Here is a 16,499-nt window from a genome sequence, read left to right on the forward strand (position 1 = left end):
AGCCCCGCGACACTCCTTCGAAATCACAGCGGAGCCGTCCTTCATGTCGAAAAAAGTACTGATCATCTATGCCCATCCCGAGCCTTCGTCGCTAACGCGGCAACTGGTGGATGTGTCTGTTGAATGCTTGACTGCGCAAGGACACGATGTCCTGCAATCCGATCTATACGCCATGGGCTGGAAAGCGATATTTGACGAGCACGACTTTCCTCAGCGGGCCAACCCTCAGCGGCTGTCGTTCGGAGCAGAGTCCGCCCACGCCTATCGTCATCGCCGCCAAAGTCCTGACGTGGCGGCGGAACAAGACAAGGTTCTAGCGGCAGACGTTGTCATCTTCCAATTTCCGCTTTGGTGGTACGGCATGCCGGCCATCATGAAGGGGTGGATAGATCGCGTCTGGGCAGCCGGACTCGCCCACGGCTACAAGGACGCTGGCAACGCCTACCGCTATGGTGACGGCGCCTTCAAGGGCAAGCGGGCCATGTTGTCAGTCGCTGTCGGCGGCCCCGCAGAAGACTACTCGCCGCGCGGCATCAACGGACCACTCGAGCAATTGCTGTTTCCGATCACGCACGGCTCGCTCTACTTTCCTGGGTTCGATGTGCTGCCGACGTTCGCCATATACGGCACTGGCAACTTGACCGCCGCAGATGCCGTCGCAGCCAAAGAGGCTTGGCGCACCCGACTCGAGGATTTGTTCACAGATGCGCCAATACCCTTCCGGCCCCAAAACGGTGGGGACTACACTCCCCGCAATGAGCTTAAACCGAATGTGGCCGTGGGCCAGAGCGGCATAATGGCGCACGTCGCGTATGCTGAAACAACCCAGCGCAAGCAGCTGAAAACGGAGGAGGTGACATGAAAACCTTCGTGATTCTGACTCGCCGTGCTGATGGAGCGGCAGAAGACTTCAAGCGGCTGGCGAAACCGGAGGTATTGCAAGTTTGGCAAGGCTTCGCTGGCGGTATCGTGCGCGCAGTTCATGGGCTGGCCGATGGTCCCGGTGCCGCGTTTGAACTGGAGTCCGTCACCTTCGAAGAGGCGCGTGATTACATCGAGGCGCTGCCTTACGTCAAAGGGAATCTGCTACACGTGCAGTACTGCGCGCTCAAGCCCTTCTCTGATTACGAGAAACTCGTTTCCTCCTGATGAGCGATCAGCGCAGATCAACTCCCGTTTGCACGGCGCTGCATGCTGCAGCCAGATTTTACGCGCAACATGCAGCGTCAGGCCGGGACTCGTTTGATGCGAAGAGGGCTGGCACTGGCGGCTTCTGCCGTTTCCGGCCTGTTGCGAAGGCCTGTAATTGACTCATAGCCACGCTTTGACTCCCGCAACCTGACTGATTGCAGGTAAAAATTTTACGGAGAATTTACGCAGTCTTTATGGGAGGCATTCGATACTGCGCGGCGCTAATTTGGAACGCTATCGTGATGTCCCTCGCAGCAATTCGGCTTATCGGCTTCATTTTGGGTATTTTTTTGATCACCCTGGCGGTAAGCATGGCTATACCCATGATGACGCTGGTGGTCTATGAGCATAGCGACGATCTGTCGGCCTTTCTCTGGTCGAGTCTGATTACCTTCATCTGTGGTCTGCTGTTGATCATGCGAGGGCGTACGGAGACTGGCAATCTTCGGCCCAGGGACATGTACCTGCTGACTACCGCGAGCTGGGTTGTTGTGTGCGCCTTCGCAGCGTTACCCATGGTTTTCATCAGCGATATCAGCTACACCGATGCGTTCTTTGAAACGATGTCGGGCATCACAACCACTGGCTCGACGGTACTCACCGGTCTGGATAGCGCCTCTCCCGGTTTGTTGATCTGGCGTTCCATGCTGCACTGGTTAGGCGGCATCGGTTTTATCGGCATGGCTGTCGCGATTCTTCCGCTCTTGCGAGTCGGCGGCATGCGTCTTTTCCAGACAGAGTCCTCGGACTGGTCGGAGAAAGTGACACCACGTTCTCATGTCGCAGCCAAGTACATTCTTTTGCTCTATCTGGGCCTGACGGGTATCGGCACTTTGGCGCTCTGGCTCGCAGGAATGACCCCATTCGAAGCGATCAACCACGCAATGTCGTTGATCTCTACCGGCGGGTTCTCGACGTCGGACTCCTCCCTCGGGCACTGGGAGCAGCCAGCAATCCACTGGGTGGCGGTAGTCATCATGATCCTGGGCAGCCTGCCATTCACCTTGTACGTCGCAACCTGTCGGGGCAATCGGCGTGCGCTGATCAGGGACCACCAGGTACGCGGGTTTATTGGATTCCTGCTCGTCACATCGTTGGCAGTAGGTACCTGGCTGTATTTTCACAGCGACTACGGATGGTGGGACGCGTTTCGTATCGTGGCGGTCAATGTGACCTCGGTCGTCACGACCACCGGAATTGCGGTTGGCGACTACACCTTGTGGGGCAGCTTCGCTGTGTTGCTGTTTTTCTATCTGACCTTCGTCGGTGGCTGCTCCGGCTCAACGGCAGGCGGGCTGAAAATCTTCCGTTTTCAGGTGGCTGCCGCGCTTCTGGTCAGCAGCTTGAAGCAGTTGATTCACCCTCGGGCCGTGATTCAGAAAAAATACAACGGCCATCCCATCGACGAGGAGATCGTCCGTTCGCTGCTGACCTTCTCGTTTTTTTTCACCATCACGATTGCCGCCATCGCTTTGGGCCTGGCACTGATCGGGCTTGATTGGATTACCGCTCTGAGCGGTGCCGCTACGGCGGTGTGTAACGTCGGCCCCGGCCTGGGCACAATCATCGGGCCGGCAGGTAATTTCTCGTCACTGCCGGATGCGGCCAAATGGCTACTCACCGTTGGCATGCTGCTAGGCAGGTTGGAAATCCTGACGGTGTTGGTGCTCGTGACCCCGGTCTTCTGGAGATATTGAGCCAGTCAATCGCTGGCAGAGACGCCGATTGTTGCCTGTTACGGTGATAGCACGGCGGTCATGGTTTTACCGCGTGATGATCGTCAGTACGGGGAGCGTCCGTCGGTTTATTCTCCGGTACTGTAAAACTCACTGTCGTACTGGTGATGATCTGGTGCGTCGGGTCGGCCACTTCCAAGAGAACCTTGTGAGGACCGGGCGTTAGCCCGACCAGGATAATCGGGTCTTCACTGGTGTGCGCCCACGTACCTTTCCAGTCATCGACGGTCACGTGAAGGTGACCTAAGCGTGGTGATACCTGCGCAGCCACCTTGCCAAATACCGGCATGATCCTGGCGTGCTCTGTTCGAAACTGGATGATGACCACTCCACGGGCGAGCGGCTCGGCAAGCGGCGGGTAAGCAATGAGTCTCGGCGCACTCTCGGATGCCAAGGGCAGTATCGCCGGTGGAGAATCGCTGTCTGCTGCCCCTTGTCCGAGCACGGATGGGCAAAAGCAGACACCCAAAGCCAGGGCCAATAGACTTCCGGGAGCGAGGGACATGATCGGTTTCTCCGCGTGATTTCATTCAAGCGTAGATCAACCTGGGTATTGCCCGCGGCTCATTTGAAAATGGAATCATCCAACGTATCTCATCGATACTGACTGGCCGCTTCTGGCCGATCTCCGTGTCACGGATCGCCAAATACCCAAAAGCGGCCACCCTTGTGTTTGTGTACTATCTCAATTCGCTAGCGCCAGTGAGCGCGGGTCTCGATACCCGCTTTGTCACGTTTATCTGATGACAGTCCAAGTCGACCTCTGCCGAATAAGCCCCGGGGGAAAACGGGACCACCCAATCAGAAGCTGCTTTCGAACCATAGCTGTCGCTTAACAGCAAATCTGCCAACATGTTTTCTAACAGGCTTGTCCTGAATCCATCGCAAAACCGAACTCACGAGTACTTTGATCATATGGCCACAGGTCTTAGTGATGCCGAGCTTGATTACGTACTGGGGATGATTGAGAAAGCCCCAAACACCGAATTAAATGTTATGTGTGAGCACCTGCAGATCGACAGCCGCGATCTTCTCAATCAGTTGGCGATCTCAGTGGCAAGACTGTTTATCACCGGCGGCCGCGATTTTCACTACTGTGATGAGGTGATGAATATTGTCATCAGCGATATCGTCGATCTGTCCTTGTACGCAGAGATGCCCGAGCCGGCATTTTCGATCTATCAGGCATTTGATGCGGGCGAGTATTGGCACAGCGGCGATGACCGGGAGGTATTCCCTTGGGAGAGGTGGACCCGTCCTGAGCTTGAGAGAATTTTGCGTGAGGTCGGCGGCTAACAACCAAGTCGAAGGTGCCCGCGGTAACGCGGGCACCGTTTTCTGTGTGGGGAAAACGCTGACCCGTCTGCTTACCAGTTGTAGCTCAGCTTGGCGGTAATCTCGCGGCCCGGGTTGTAGAAGTTCGCGGTGCCGGAGCCGACCACGTGCTGCTCATCCAGCAGGTTGCTGACGTTCACCGCCAGGTCGGTGCCCTTGGCGATCTTGTAGTTGAAGGCGGCGTCGAACAGGGTAGTGCCATCGCTTTTGCCGGAGTTGGCTGCATCGAAGTAATAAGCGCCGACGTAGCGCGCACCCAGGCCCACGCTGACATCAGTGGCGGGTACGTCGTAGTAACTCCACAGCGAAGCTGAATGCTTGGGTGCCGTGGCGAATTCGTTACCCTTCAGCGAGCTGCCGTCGTACAACGAACCGCGCAGTACCTCGGACTCCATGTAGGAATAACCACCGATCAGGCTCAGGTTTTGCGTCACCTGCGCCTTGGCCTCCAGGTCGAGGCCACGCGCCCGCGATTCGCCCACTGTCTGCTGCTCGATGATGCCGCTCGGCAGCACCACGGCGATGGTGACGTTTTCCTGGGTCAGGTCATACACGGCGGCGGAGAACAGTGCATCCATTCCCATCGGCGCATACTTCACGCCCACTTCGTACTGCCTGCCTGTCTGCGGTGTCACGCCAACCTGCGGCGGCGAGACGGATTCGACCATGCTCACGTAGGTGGACACCTCATCGTTGACGATATAGGTCAACGCACCTCGGTAGGAGGTTTCGGAGAAGTTGTCTTTTTCAGTGGATTGCAAGCCTTTGCTGGTCAGGTCCATCGAGTCGTTGCGCACGCCTCCGGTGACGATGAAACGCTCGTAGAACGACAGGTTCTGCTGAAGGAAGACGGCCTTGGTGGTCGCCTCTCGCTTGTTGACGGCATACGGCGCGATTGAGCGTGGAACGCCAGTAAACACAGGGTTGGCAATATCGATCGGGGTTGTCAGGGCGTAGACCGAGCTTTCCTTGGTGGTCGAATCGAGATACTCCACGCCCACCAGGCTGCTGCTGTCGATGTTCTCGAAGCGGGCATCGTATTGCAGCATCAGATTGCCGTTGAACTGGTCAGCTTCGGTGTCGGTGCCAAACAGGTATCGATCAACGGTGGTACCGACACGCGCGGCGCTGTCGCTGAGGTACACGTAGCCGAAATCATCGGTCAACTTGCTGTAACGCAGATTGCTGCGCAGCACGAAACCGTTGTCGAAATCATGGGTGACGTTACCGCTGAGGCTGGTGCGCTCGACATCGTGGAAGTTGTAGCTGGGCTCGCCATAAAACTTGCTGCGGTCGTATTCCCGATCCAGCGGATAGCCGCCGCTGTTGGGCGAACTTTCGGTTTTCAGGTAATCCAGAATCATCGTAGCCGACGTGTAATCCGTCGGTGCCCAGGTGAGGCCACCCATAAACAACTGGTTGTCGTCCTGCGAATGATCGTACTCGCGGTCGCTGTTCTGGCCTTTGGCAGTAAAGCGGCCGGCCAGGGTTTTTTCGTCGTTCAGCGCATCGCCGACATCGATGCCGGTCTCGACATGGTCAAACGAACCGTAGGTCACATAGCCTTGGCCAAACTTCTCGAAGCGCGGCTGTTTGGTCACGAAATTTACCGAACCGCCCGGGTCCGCAGGGCCAAACAGGGTGGAGTTGGCGCCCCGCAGAATCTCGATGCGCTCATAGGCGAATGGGTCTTCGCGTACGCCGCGCATTGAGCTGAGGGTCAAGCCGTCACGGTAGGTGGTGGCCTGGAAGCCGCGGATCTGGAAATAGTCGTTGCGATCATCCGTACCATAAAAGTCACTGACCACGCCCGGCGTATATTGCAGCGCTTCTTCCGTGGTGCTGACGCTGCGCTGCTGCATTTCCTTGTTGGTCACCACCGACACCGATGCCGGTGTATTGAGAATGCTGGTTGCCACCTTGCCGCCCACCCAGAGTTCCTTGGCAACCACCGAGTTGGCGTCGTCGTCGGCACTGACCCGAACCTTGGCATTGATGATGAGCGGGGCGAGGCGGTAATCCTCGACGGCCGTTGCGTCGAGCTCCAGCGGGCCGGCGGTTTTTGCTTGAGGGGTCAGCAGGTAAGCATTTGGACCTTGCTGTTCGATCTGCAATTCGCTGCCCTGGAGCAAGGATGACAGCGCTGCCGATGTATCGAGCGTGCCATTCACGCCAGCCGTGGTGCGGTTCGCCACACTCGACGCGTCGAAAGAGAGGCTGATGCCAGCTTCGCGCGCAAAACGGTCAAGCGCTGGCGCCAGTGGGCCGGGGGCGATATTCCACTGTTTGACTTGATTGCTGTGATCAGCGCCCGAGGTTTGCGCCAGCGATGGCAATGCGTAGCTGCTCACGATCAAACCCAGGATCGCACCGTGCATGGCACGACTTAATGGATGGCGCTGTGAAACCGGGGACGAACTCATTTTCTCGCTCCAAGAAAGGACATCGGCAGACTGGCCTGTATTCCGGCCTTCCTTACAGGTCGAACGAGAATGAGAAACCACCTCATTATTTTTCAGGTAGCGAAAAAATATTCGGGTGGAGTCAGGTGGCAGCGGTTACGGTGACCCAATAACGGGTTCGGTAATCAATGTGCAGGCGCAGTGACTGCGCGATCAATGCCAGGACCCGATCGTTGTCGGCGAGCTGGAAGGTGCCGGAAACGCGTCGATCAGCGACCTCTTCGGCGCAGCGCAGGACTCCTGGGCGATAACGCGACAACTCTGCGATGAAGTCACCAAGGCGCATATGGTTCGCACTGATCACACCGTCACCCCAACCCCATAGATCAAGGCCGATGTCCCTGAACGTTCGGGTGTCGCTTGAGGTGAACAGCAGTTGATTTCCTGCCAGGACGTTGCGGCTCGCAGGCGTTTGACTGGAGCCGGGGAACACCGTGACTGATCCTTCCTGGGCCGCGACCAGAGTGCCGTCGTCACGCTCGCGGACCAGAAAGCGCGAGCTGTGGGCTCGCATGATCCCGTCGCGTGATTGCACCCACAACGGTCGCGCTTGCGGCGAGTGTTGATCCGCACCGACATTCACGATGATTTCACCACGGCGCAGGATGATCAGGCGTCGCTCGGCGTCGAAATCGCTGTCGACGGCGCTATCGCTATTGAGCTGGATAAGGCTGCCATCATCGAGTTGGAAACGTCGTTGCTCGCCGGTGCTGCTGCGCTGCTGTGCAAGCATGGAGGGCAGGGGGGTGTAGTCGCGGCCGAGCCAGGCTGCCGTGCCGACGGTCGCCAATACGCCCAGTAGCTTCAGGCTTTCCCGCCGGCGCATTCCCTGCTGGGCGCCCTTAAGGGTTTGTCGAGCCAGCTGAGCTGGCACGCCTTCGAATTCATCGCCAAGCGTTTCCACACGCTGCCACGCCAATCCATGCTCCGGGCGCTGCTGCAGCCATTGCTCGAACGTGCGCTGTGTCTGTTCATCGGCTTGATTGAAGCGAAGGCGCACCAGCCATTGGATTGCCTGCTCGACAATGGCCGGATCCAGCGCCTCGGGCTCAGGCCTCGACATAACGCAAGCGATAGCAGTGTTGCAGGGCCGTGGCCAGGTCGCGCTCCACCGTCGCGCGGGAAACACCGAGCTTTTCGGCGATTTGTGCGCAGGTCAGACCGTCGAGTCGGGCAAATAAAAACGCCTGGCGAACTCTTGGTTTAAGCGAGTCGAGCAGACGGTCTATGCGCTCGAGGGCATCAAGAATCATCAACCGGCTTTCTTCCGAGGGAACCTCGTGTTGCGGCAGCAAGGTGATGCTTTCCAGGTAGGCACGTTCGAGTTCGCGACGACGATACTGATCAATCATCAACCCGCGGGCAATGCTGCTCAAATAGGCGCGTGGCTCGCGCAGGGCGCCGGACTGATGGCGGTGCTTGAGCACTCGCACAAAGGTGTCCTGCGCCAGATCTGCGGCGTTGTCGCGACAGCCGATGCGCCGAATCAGCCAGCCCTGTAACCACGAGAAGTGGGTGCGATAGAGCAGCCCTGGATCTGCAGTACCTAGTGTTTCGTCGCTACGCATCGGCATCCCGGGACATACATGATTGATAATGAATCGCATTCTACTCAGGCGATTGATCTTAGGCAAACATGCGCAGCTCAGCGCCTGCATGCAGGCGAATGGCATGGTTGTGCAGGAACTACGAGTGGAAGATGCGTCCGGCAATTGGATAGATTGAACGCTCGCCGTCCCGAGTGGCTTGCCTTCTAAAGAGAGAGGACGTTGCCCGGGCTCACATCTGCGAACCAATCGACCAGCATGTCCGTCAGCACCCGTATCTTTCGCGCAGGGTGCTGGCTTTGGGGGCGAACAATGTAAATACCCGCCGGAACAGGGGGATATCTGTGCATGACGGACACCAATGCGCCAGATTTGATGTGCTCGTCGATGACGCTGTCAGAAAGGTACCCTAGTCCCAGACCTGCAACGGCTGCCGCGGCGAGCGCGACAGGATTGTCAGCCTTGAAGCGCCCTTGGGGATTAACCATGATGGACTTTTGGCCATCCATAAACCGCCAGGTTTCCGCACCTTGCATAAGAGATTCATGCGCAAGAATCTCGTGGGGAGCCTCTGGCGCTCCATGTGTACTCACATAGCCTGGGCTTGCCACGAGTTTGCCGTGAATGCTGCCCACACGCTTTGCGATGAAATTGGAGCTCTGTAAATGGCCGACCCGAATAGCACAATCGAAGCCCTCGCCAATCAGATCGACGATACGATCGCTGTAACTTGCATGAATGTGCAGGAGAGGGTGGCGTCGCCCCATTTCAGCAAGCACGGGGGCAATATGTGTCGGGCCGTACGAGATCGGTGCTGCGATCCGGAAGCGACCTCGAAGGTCTCCATCTGGAACAATGGCGTCCCTGGCCGCGTCAAACTCAGCGACGATCCGCGCCGCATACTCTCGCAAGGCGGCTCCCGCTTCGGTGACAGCAGCACCACGGGTTGTCCTGGCCAATAGCTGCACACCCAGTTGGGTTTCCAGCTTCAGAAGCCTGCGGCTTATTATCGATTTCGCAACACCCAGTCGCCGGGCCGCCGACGAAACACCGCCCGCGTCGGCTACCTCGACGAAGGTTCGAAGATCATCAATATCCAATGCTTCCTGCCTCTGCAAATGGCCATTAGTGCGTTTCAACCCCTGACCAACAATCCATGGCTGCCGTCCACTGCGGACAGCTGCCTGAGCGTTAGTCAAGCGGTCGCACCGCCGTCCACGGTCAGGATGGCGCCAGTGATCAGGCTCGCGGCAGGACTGGCCAGATAGACCACCGCACTCGCAACCTCGCGAGGCTCGCCAAAACGTCCCAAGGACGACAGGCTCCGCTGAAAGTCGCCGGCGGGGCCGAAGGCTGGATTTGCGTCGGTGTCGACCGATCCCGGCTGAACAAGATTAACGGTTATGCCGGTGGGGCCGAGTTCACGTGACAAACCCCGGGTGAATGCGAGCAACGCCGACTTGGACATTGCATAGGCTGTTACACCCGCAAAGGGCACCCGCTCTGCCAGTCCCGAGCCAATTGTGATGATTCTTCCGCCAGCGGGCAGATGCGGGATGACCGCCTTTGCGAACAGGACGGGGCCTCGCACGTTGATATCCATCAGTGCTTGATAGTCGTCTACATCAATGTCGGCGATCATTCCGTTCAAGCCGATAGCCGCGCTATTGACGAGAATATCGAGGCCGCCCAGCGTCGAGATGGCCTGCGCGACTGCGCATTCAATGGCTTGCGGGTTGGCACTGTCGGCTTGAATCGCGATAGCACGACGCCCTTTATCAGCGATGAATTTGGCCACTGCCTCAGCTTTTTCCGTCGACTGCTGGTAGGTGAACGCAACATCGGCGCCATTCTCTGCCAGTGCCACTGCGATAGCGGCGCCGATCCCGCGAGCTCCTCCCGTCACCAACGCACGTTTTCCTTCCAAATCGATCATTACTCACCTGTCTGGCATGCAGTTATTTGGCCGCGCGCATTCACCAGGGATGGTGCAAGCGTGCCGATACGGGGGCGGATATTAGGGATCCAGTTCCTTGGTTTGTAGTCTCGTGGGTTGTATTACTGTGTCGCACAAATCGGAACATCCAACCGGGTGTTGGCGTTATTCGCGAGTGAGGAATGAAACTTTGGAGAAATACTCGGGTGCGCTGATCAGGACTGGACGTATTAGCCGCGATAGCTCTGATGGATCAATAAGTAAGCCTGGTATCCATACTTTGCTTTCAGGACTCACTCTAAGGGAGCTTGCAATCGGGTCTTTCAGCTCTGTGGCGACTCAGGAATATGTGCCGCCTGGTCGCAGTATTCAAGCAGCAATTCGGTGAGCACCCTTATCTTTCGCGCAGGGTGCTGGCCTGGCGGTCGAACTACATAAGCGCCTGCTGGAGGCGGCGGATAATCCGTCATGATCGCTACAAGTGCGCCGCTCGCCAAATGCTCATGCGTGACCCAGTCAGGTAACCAGGCAATGCCGATGCCGGCCAAAGCTGCGGCCAGCAATGCGGTGCCATTGTCGGCTTTGAACGTTCCCTGCGGGCGCACCGTAACCATCGTGTCACCATCCATGAATGACCACGATTCATTGCCTTGCATCAGTGCTTGGTGGCTGACGACTTCGTCGGGTGTTTCGGGCGCTCCATGCGCCTTGATATAGACGGGGCTTGCCACCAATTGGCCAAAGATCGGTCCGATACACCGGGCGATCATGTTGGAATCGGGGAGGTAGCCCACCCGTATCGCGCAGTCATACCCCTCGGCGATGAGGTCAACGAAACGATCGGTGTAGTTCGTTTGCACATGAAGCTGTGGGTGACGCCTGGCCATTTCCGCGAGGATCGGCGCGAAATGTATTGGCCCCAAAGTCAGGGGCGCGGCGATCCGCAGGCGGCCACAAAGCTCGCCGGAAGGCAAGATCGCATCGCGTGCCGACTCGGCCTCAGCGCATATTCTGGCGGCGTAGTCGCGGAAGGTCGCCCCAGCTTCGGTAAGGGCCGCACCGCGGGTGGTACGCGCCATCAGTTGCACGCCCAGCTCTGCTTCCAGGCGGGCAAGCCGGCGACTGACGATAGATTTCGACGTGCCCAGGCGCGTTGCCGCACGGGAAATGCCGCCGGCATCGGCCACTTCTACAAAGGTTTCAAGCTCTTCTATATCCATTTCCACGTTCCTTTTTTTGCCACGCAGCTACGCACGGAATGCGACTACCAGAACGTACATCTGAACTGCACATTACGGAGTTCGCGCCTTGGCGCCAATAGCGGTTCCCGGGGACGTCCTGATCTGTGCGTACATGGGGCCGCTTTTCGAGCGGCCGGCAGTGCGTGCGAGTGTCGACAAGCTGCTACAGGATGTATTGCGGGAGCGTATACGGGTTGTCATTGAACGGGCCTTTACCCTATCGCAGGCTGCTGCGCATGACTTCGCGGAGCGAAGCAAACCGCTGGGGCGCGTCGTCATGAAGCCGTGAAGCCATCGCCAGACAATGGCAGCAAAAACCGTTGCGTTCCTCATTGCGCGACACAGTTAGTCATTCGCTGCTACTACCCGAAGGTTTGAGGGCGCTGCACAGTGCATGAGGCATCGCCGCTCATAAGGCGCGCTGCACGGAAACTGATCCCGCAAATAAACGTGCCAACCCACGGCAACTAGAGGATGGATTAATGGCTTTTCGTAACGGTCTTGCTTCGCTTCTTCGTCCAGAAGACTCCGTACTTGTGTTGATCGACCACCAGCCTTTTCAACTCACCAATCTCAATAGCCACGATCCGCACGCAGCGGTCAACTGTGCGACAGCATTGGCGAAGGCTGCGAAGGCGTTTAACGTCCCGACCATTCTGACCAGTGTGATTGCCGAGCGTGGCGGTTGGATCTTTCCGCAAATCACCGACGTTTTCCCCGGTCAGGAGGTGATTGACCGAACGCTCATCAATACTTGGGAAGACAAGAAAGTAGTGGACGCGGTCAAGGCAACAGGCCGCAAGCAATTGGTCCTGGCTGGCCTGTGGACTGAGGTCTGCGTCGCCATGCCAGCGATTCAAGCACTAGGCGAGGGCTGGGACGTTACCGTGGTCACCGACGCGTGCGGTGGCGTTTCGGTCGAAGCCCATCAAGTCGCCATCCAACGCATGGTCGGCGCCGGGGCAAATGTCATGACCTGGTTGGCAGTCATGGCTGAATGGCAACGCGACTGGGCACGCCTCGATACGGCAGGCGCTGTAACCGATGTGCTTCTCCAGCATGCTGCAGGTAGCGGCATTGCTTATCTGTGGGAGCAGCAATTGCTCGACACGCCGGTACCCGCTGAAGGTTGATCAGCACGGGAGTGAGGGGCCAGTGAAGTACCGCTTTGCCAGGGAGGCGCCCCATTCCCGCGTTCATCGACGGCCGATACTGAAGGCGTGCATTCGCAATCTGCTGGGATATTGCGAATGACCAATACCTAGTCCAACACAGCACATGGCCGGCTCGGGCCAGATCACCAACATTAAGCCTGGCTGACTTTGGCGCTTGGTAACTGCCTTCATCTGCCCGCGAAGCCCGTGCACCGTCATGTCTTTGCATTGGGAGGCCCGCTGGCTCTGCGTAGCAATGCACTAAAATCCCTTCATATCGCGATCGATTGTTTCGGTGCTTTCACTCGGCGCCACAGCTTGATCAAGACCGCTCAAAACAATAATCGAGGTCTCTCTCAATGGCTGTCAGTTACAACCCTGAGCTCCACTATTCCGGCTTTCACGACCTGAGCGACCAGGTTCGCTTTCAAAGCACGGAAGGCAAGATCTGGTTTGGCGAGCAGCGCATGTTGTTGATGCAGGTATCGGCGATGGCTAATTTTCGCCGTGAACTCATCAATAGCCTCGGCGTCGACCGCGCCAAGGGGTTCTTCTTGCGCCTTGGCTACCAGTCTGGACTCAAGGATGCGGAAATGGCCCGCAAGCTCAGACCAGACAGTCCGCAGTTGCAGATGTTTCTGGTCGGCCCGCAACTGCATTCCCTCAAAGGTATGGTCAATGCGAAACCCATTCAGTTAGAGCTGGATCAGGAGAGCGGCCATTTTTATTGCGAGCTCGAATGGATTGACTCCTTTGAGGTCGAGACTTGCCTGACTGAAGTCGGCCTGATGGAGGAACCAGTCTGTTGGTCTTTGTTGGGCTACGCCTGTGCGTACAGTTCTTCATTCATGAAACGCGAAATCATCATCCAAGAAACGACCTGTCGCGGATGCGGGGATGAGCGCTGCATCATTATTGGTAAACCTGCCGAGGAATGGGAGAACGCCGCAGAATTCAGACAGTACTTTCAAGCCGACCCAATCATCGAGGAGCTGTATGAACTGCAATCACAGATCAGCTCTCTGCGTAGAAGCCTGGAGAAGCAGGAAGCTCAATTCTATGGAGTAGGGCGCTCGCCTGCCTATTTGAAGGTATGCAAGATGATCGACAAGGCTGCCAAAGGAAAAATTTCCGTCCTACTGCTCGGAGAAACTGGCGTCGGCAAGGAGGTCATCGCACGGAGCGTGCATCTGCGCAGTGATCGCGCCGAGCAAGCGTTTGTCGCAGTGAACTGCGCTGCCATTCCTCAGGACCTGATTGAAGCCGAATTGTTTGGTGTTGAGAAAGGCGCTTTTACCGGCGCCAATCAAACCCGCCCAGGACGCTTTGAACGGGCCAACGGAGGGACGATTTTTCTAGACGAGGTGGTGGAGCTGACGCCCAGAGCGCAGGCGACATTACTTCGGGTACTGCAAGAGGGTGAACTGGAACGGGTAGGCGATTCCCGAACCCGCAAGATCAATGTGCGAGTCATCGCTGCTACCAATGAAAGCCTCGCCGACGCCGTCGAAGCGGGCCGGTTTCGCGCCGATCTTTATTACCGCTTGAATGTGTTTCCGGTGCAGATTCCCCCACTGCGCGAGCGACTTGAAGATCTGCCACTGCTGGCCGAGCACTTTATAAGCAAATTTCACTTGCAATATCACAAGCGAACGCTGGGTTTATCAGACAAAGCTCTTGAATTGTGTCGCCGCTACGCCTGGCCGGGGAATATTCGCGAATTGGAAAATACGATTGAGCGTGGCGTCATCCTGACCGACAGCAACGAGACCATAGGCCAGGATGCACTCTTTGCAGTCTTCCCAAAAACAGACGATTCGCACGGTGATCGTCTCAACTCTGATGGCGCGTTAGTTCAGGCTGGCGGTGAAGAACCTTGTCCCGATTGGGTTACGCAGATCTTTGATAAAAACATCAGCCTGGATGCTGTGGAAGAACGGCTGATGCGCCGCGCCATGGAGCTTTCACACCAAAACGTCTCGCAAGCCGCTCGCATGCTCGGCTTGACCCGGCCGGCACTGGCCTATCGCCTGAAGAAAAGCGGCTTGTTGCATGACGAGAGTCTTGAGTGACTTTGCGTGGCCGCCTGGCGGTTCACCGTGGACCACGCTCGAGCTGGATTGATCAAATCAACAAAACCTCGCCGAGACTTCATCAAATGATCAAACAAGCCCTTCGATAAACTCCGAGCCCGATACTCGCGACATCACATTAAGTTATATGTCATTGATAAATATCGATTTATATAAGTTTTATAAAATTGGCATAGCCCTTGCTCCAGTACCAATTGTCGCTTTTCGACACGTAGCAATTTGCAACATGGGTTGGATGACCGCGAATCGCAAAATCGTACTCATAAATGGAGAGTTCATGAATACTCGAAGCATCAAATTGATCACTGCAGCAATGGCGCTCGCCTCATGGTTAGTAACAATCACTCCAGCGTCGGCGCAGTCAGCTACTGAAGCGCAATCTGCTGCTTCACTAGCGGTTGTCGTGGAATTCCTGGCCAATACCGCACCCGATAAAGTCGAAGCCGCGGCGATGAGGTTGGCAGCTCCAGACGCCACCTATGTTTCTCTAAACTTTGACAATCCAGAACTCAGAAAAATCATGCCGTGGACCGGCACAAACAAAGGTCCCAAAGCCTTTAGCTCTTTGTTTTTGCAGGTCTCAAACTACTGGAAAATCGAAGACTTTACGATTACTACCAAAATCGCTTCCGGCGAAGATGTCGCGATTTTCGGTAAGTTCACCTACCGCTCCGTGGCGGTCGGACATCTGTTCACATCACCGTTTTCCATCCATGCGAAAGTTCAGGATGGAAAGATGACCTATTTCCAGTTCATGGAAGATACCTACGCGTCTGCCAGTTCGTTCCGGCAGTCCGGTTCATGGACCGTGAAGACATCCAAAGATGCACTTCCCTTCAAGGTGGGAGCGAATTAGCCGCAGATGATGTGCACTTGCAAAAGCAGCTTGGCAAGCGTTTTTCGGGCATTTAACTGAACCCCGCGAACGCGGCTGAACAATGCTGCATTCGTAAATTCAAGGGGCTTTTCGGCACCCCTGAACTCGTCCGGAAAGTGGCTTTTAGCACTACCAGGACGGGTAACGTTCTGCTTGCGCAGCCACGCATAACGCCGCTTTCGTATTGCTCTACTTACCAAAGGAAATCCGCCATGTCCAACAAGTACTTAGAAATACTGACCCCGCAAAACAGCCAAGTGATTTTCATCGACCACCAGCCCCAAATGGCCTTTGGTGTGCAGTCGATAGATCGGCAGGTGCTGAAAAATAATGTCGTGGGGTTGGCCAAGGCTGCCAAAGCGTTCGGCATACCTACCACCATCACGACTGTGGAAACCGAGGGTTTCTCTGGCAATACATACCCTGAGTTGCTAGCGGTATATCCGCAGAACAAAATCCTCGAACGTACTTCAATGAACTCCTGGGATGACCAAAACGTTCGTGATGCCTTGGCAGAGTCCGCCATTGCCGGCCGTAAGAAGATCGTCGTATCCGGCCTGTGGACCGAGGTCTGCAACACGACCTTCGCACTGTCCTGCCTGCGCGATACAGACTATGAAATCTATATGGTTGCCGACGCCTCGGGAGGCACCTCGGTCGACGCGCACAACTACGCCATGGACCGCATGATTCAGGCCGGTATCGTACCGGTTACCTGGCAACAGGTGCTGCTCGAATGGCAGCGGGATTGGGCGCGCAAGGAGACCTATGAAGCCGTGATGGGGATCGTGCAGGAACATTCCGGCGCCTACGGGATGGGTGTGGATTATGCCTACACCATGGTGCATAAGGCGCCTGAGCGGGTGCAACATGGCGAGCACATCGGTCCAAACCCTGCTAAATAAATCCGTTATGCAAGAGCTGTCG

At 56.6% G+C, this 16,499-nt stretch carries 15 protein-coding genes; 8 read left to right on the forward strand and 7 right to left on the reverse strand.

Translation table 11 applies throughout. The features are described from left to right. Positions 1 to 43: 43 nt before the first annotated feature. The 3 genes from OK411_RS14655 to OK411_RS14665 all read left to right on the forward strand — a co-directional run bounded on the left by OK411_RS14655 (position 44) and on the right by OK411_RS14665 (position 2,888). The gene (locus OK411_RS14655) at positions 44 to 862 is read left to right on the forward strand and encodes an NAD(P)H-dependent oxidoreductase (protein WP_264365228.1); all 819 of its coding nucleotides are present in this window, start codon (positions 44 to 46) and stop codon (positions 860 to 862) included. Further along, positions 859 to 1,149: a hypothetical protein gene (locus OK411_RS14660; RefSeq protein ID WP_264365229.1), complete on the forward strand. Its 291-nt coding sequence runs from the start codon at positions 859 to 861 to the stop codon at positions 1,147 to 1,149. Before OK411_RS14655 ends, OK411_RS14660 begins: the two co-directional genes overlap by 4 nt. Before the next feature lie 284 nt (positions 1,150 to 1,433). Next, positions 1,434 to 2,888 carry a TrkH family potassium uptake protein gene (locus OK411_RS14665; protein ID WP_264365230.1) on the forward strand — a complete coding sequence of 485 codons (1,455 nt, stop codon included), beginning with the start codon at positions 1,434 to 1,436 and terminating at the stop codon, positions 2,886 to 2,888. A gap of 58 nt (positions 2,889 to 2,946) precedes the next feature. On the opposite strand, the gene OK411_RS14670 is transcribed toward OK411_RS14665, so the two are convergent. Continuing rightward, positions 2,947 to 3,432, reverse strand: coding sequence for a DUF6130 family protein (locus OK411_RS14670; protein WP_264365231.1), 486 nt, complete (start codon positions 3,430 to 3,432; stop codon positions 2,947 to 2,949). A 410-nt stretch (positions 3,433 to 3,842) separates the two neighbouring features. Between OK411_RS14670 and OK411_RS14675 the strand changes: the two genes are divergently transcribed. Continuing rightward, positions 3,843 to 4,223 carry a hypothetical protein gene (locus tag OK411_RS14675; protein WP_122507382.1) on the forward strand — a complete coding sequence of 127 codons (381 nt, stop codon included), beginning with the start codon at positions 3,843 to 3,845 and terminating at the stop codon, positions 4,221 to 4,223. 71 nt (positions 4,224 to 4,294) lie between these two features. On the opposite strand, the gene OK411_RS14680 is transcribed toward OK411_RS14675, so the two are convergent. The 6 genes from OK411_RS14680 to OK411_RS14705 all read right to left on the reverse strand — a co-directional run bounded on the left by OK411_RS14680 (position 4,295) and on the right by OK411_RS14705 (position 11,427). Further along, positions 4,295 to 6,685, reverse strand: coding sequence for a TonB-dependent siderophore receptor (locus tag OK411_RS14680; RefSeq protein WP_252867628.1), 2,391 nt, complete (start codon positions 6,683 to 6,685; stop codon positions 4,295 to 4,297). A gap of 121 nt (positions 6,686 to 6,806) precedes the next feature. Continuing rightward, entirely contained in the window at positions 6,807 to 7,787 is a 981-nt protein-coding gene (locus tag OK411_RS14685) for a FecR domain-containing protein (protein ID WP_264365232.1), read from the reverse strand. Then, positions 7,774 to 8,292, reverse strand: a complete 519-nt coding sequence (locus tag OK411_RS14690; RefSeq protein WP_051600722.1) for a sigma-70 family RNA polymerase sigma factor — start codon at positions 8,290 to 8,292, stop codon at positions 7,774 to 7,776. The genes OK411_RS14685 and OK411_RS14690 overlap by 14 nt, the downstream gene beginning before the upstream one ends. A 185-nt stretch (positions 8,293 to 8,477) precedes the next feature. Next, positions 8,478 to 9,371, reverse strand: coding sequence for a LysR family transcriptional regulator (locus OK411_RS14695; RefSeq protein WP_122706226.1), 894 nt, complete (start codon positions 9,369 to 9,371; stop codon positions 8,478 to 8,480). 95 nt (positions 9,372 to 9,466) lie between these two features. Next, on the reverse strand, positions 9,467 to 10,207 hold the full coding sequence (locus OK411_RS14700; protein ID WP_016774760.1) for an SDR family NAD(P)-dependent oxidoreductase: 741 nt from the start codon (positions 10,205 to 10,207) through the stop codon (positions 9,467 to 9,469). Positions 10,208 to 10,530: 323 nt separating this feature from the next. Continuing rightward, the gene (locus OK411_RS14705) at positions 10,531 to 11,427 is read right to left on the reverse strand and encodes a LysR family transcriptional regulator (RefSeq protein ID WP_016774759.1); all 897 of its coding nucleotides are present in this window, start codon (positions 11,425 to 11,427) and stop codon (positions 10,531 to 10,533) included. A gap of 503 nt (positions 11,428 to 11,930) precedes the next feature. Between OK411_RS14705 and OK411_RS14710 the strand changes: the two genes are divergently transcribed. The 4 genes from OK411_RS14710 (at position 11,931) to OK411_RS14725 (ending at position 16,477) form a co-directional block, all read left to right on the forward strand. Then, a complete protein-coding gene (locus tag OK411_RS14710) occupies positions 11,931 to 12,581 on the forward strand; it encodes a hydrolase (protein WP_071172471.1) in 651 nt (216 codons plus the stop codon). Between the two features lie 380 nt (positions 12,582 to 12,961). Next, a complete protein-coding gene (locus tag OK411_RS14715) occupies positions 12,962 to 14,674 on the forward strand; it encodes a sigma-54-dependent Fis family transcriptional regulator (protein ID WP_071172470.1) in 1,713 nt (570 codons plus the stop codon). Positions 14,675 to 14,972: 298 nt separating this feature from the next. After that, entirely contained in the window at positions 14,973 to 15,551 is a 579-nt protein-coding gene (locus tag OK411_RS14720) for a nuclear transport factor 2 family protein (RefSeq protein ID WP_016774755.1), read from the forward strand. Positions 15,552 to 15,784: 233 nt separating this feature from the next. Beyond that, positions 15,785 to 16,477, forward strand: coding sequence for a hydrolase (locus OK411_RS14725; protein ID WP_122507374.1), 693 nt, complete (start codon positions 15,785 to 15,787; stop codon positions 16,475 to 16,477). The last annotated feature ends 22 nt before the right edge of the window (positions 16,478 to 16,499 follow it).

The organism is Pseudomonas sp. RG1 (assembly GCF_025910115.1).
In the GTDB taxonomy this organism is placed as follows: Bacteria; Pseudomonadota; Gammaproteobacteria; order Pseudomonadales; family Pseudomonadaceae; genus Aquipseudomonas; species Aquipseudomonas atacamensis.

What these genes read in the sequence shown, in the direction of transcription:
- OK411_RS14710 (WP_071172471.1), top strand. Translation starts at nt 11,931, where the DNA reads ATGGCTTTTCGTAACGGTCTTGCTTCGCTTCTTCGTCCAGAAGACTCC.
- OK411_RS14685 (WP_264365232.1), bottom strand. Translation starts at nt 7,787, where the DNA reads ATGTCGAGGCCTGAGCCCGAGGCGCTGGATCCGGCCATTGTCGAGCAG.
- OK411_RS14655 (WP_264365228.1), top strand. Translation starts at nt 44, where the DNA reads ATGTCGAAAAAAGTACTGATCATCTATGCCCATCCCGAGCCTTCGTCG.
- OK411_RS14665 (WP_264365230.1), top strand. Translation starts at nt 1,434, where the DNA reads ATGTCCCTCGCAGCAATTCGGCTTATCGGCTTCATTTTGGGTATTTTT.
- OK411_RS14700 (WP_016774760.1), bottom strand. Translation starts at nt 10,207, where the DNA reads ATGATCGATTTGGAAGGAAAACGTGCGTTGGTGACGGGAGGAGCTCGC.
- OK411_RS14670 (WP_264365231.1), bottom strand. Translation starts at nt 3,432, where the DNA reads ATGTCCCTCGCTCCCGGAAGTCTATTGGCCCTGGCTTTGGGTGTCTGC.
- OK411_RS14705 (WP_016774759.1), bottom strand. Translation starts at nt 11,427, where the DNA reads ATGGATATAGAAGAGCTTGAAACCTTTGTAGAAGTGGCCGATGCCGGC.
- OK411_RS14690 (WP_051600722.1), bottom strand. Translation starts at nt 8,292, where the DNA reads ATGCGTAGCGACGAAACACTAGGTACTGCAGATCCAGGGCTGCTCTAT.
- OK411_RS14675 (WP_122507382.1), top strand. Translation starts at nt 3,843, where the DNA reads ATGGCCACAGGTCTTAGTGATGCCGAGCTTGATTACGTACTGGGGATG.
- OK411_RS14660 (WP_264365229.1), top strand. Translation starts at nt 859, where the DNA reads ATGAAAACCTTCGTGATTCTGACTCGCCGTGCTGATGGAGCGGCAGAA.
- OK411_RS14680 (WP_252867628.1), bottom strand. Translation starts at nt 6,685, where the DNA reads ATGAGTTCGTCCCCGGTTTCACAGCGCCATCCATTAAGTCGTGCCATG.
- OK411_RS14720 (WP_016774755.1), top strand. Translation starts at nt 14,973, where the DNA reads ATGAATACTCGAAGCATCAAATTGATCACTGCAGCAATGGCGCTCGCC.
- OK411_RS14715 (WP_071172470.1), top strand. Translation starts at nt 12,962, where the DNA reads ATGGCTGTCAGTTACAACCCTGAGCTCCACTATTCCGGCTTTCACGAC.
- OK411_RS14725 (WP_122507374.1), top strand. Translation starts at nt 15,785, where the DNA reads ATGTCCAACAAGTACTTAGAAATACTGACCCCGCAAAACAGCCAAGTG.